The sequence below is a fragment of the Pseudomonas sp. MIL19 genome, assembly GCF_028680365.1.
In the GTDB taxonomy this organism is placed as follows: Bacteria; Pseudomonadota; Gammaproteobacteria; order Pseudomonadales; family Pseudomonadaceae; genus Aquipseudomonas; species Aquipseudomonas spirodelae.
This window is the reverse complement of record NZ_JAPPVG010000094.1, coordinates 1-376: the sequence shown is the minus strand read 5'-3', so window position 1 is coordinate 376 and position 376 is coordinate 1. Positions and strand designations below refer to the sequence as shown.

At 65.7% G+C, this 376-nt stretch carries 1 protein-coding gene; it reads left to right on the top strand.

Features of this window, described 5'->3' with window-relative positions; translation table 11 throughout:
* A partial coding sequence (locus N1078_RS19500) for a diguanylate cyclase domain-containing protein (RefSeq protein ID WP_274089712.1) occupies positions 1–376 on the top strand: 376 nt, incomplete at both ends.

The window sequence follows — 376 nt, the reverse complement described above, 5'->3', positions numbered from 1 at the left end:
CAAGCGCAAGCGCATCGAAGAAGCCGCCCAGCGCATGGCCCTGCACGACGCCCTCACCGGCCTGGCCAACCGCCGCCTGATGAGCGAGCGGCTGATCCGCGCCCTGCACAAAAGCCAACGGCATGGCCAGCGCGGCGCCCTGTTGCTGATGGACCTGGACCACTTCAAGGAAATCAACGACACCCTCGGCCACCCAATCGGCGACCAGTTGCTCAAGGACGTGGCCGCTCGCCTGCAGGCCACCCTGCGCCAGAGCGACACGGTAGCGCGCCTGGGCGGCGACGAATTCGTGGTAATCCTCGAAGAGCTGGGCAACAGCCAGGAAAGCGCCATGCACCATGCCAGCGATACTGGCGAGAAGATCCGCCAGATGCTG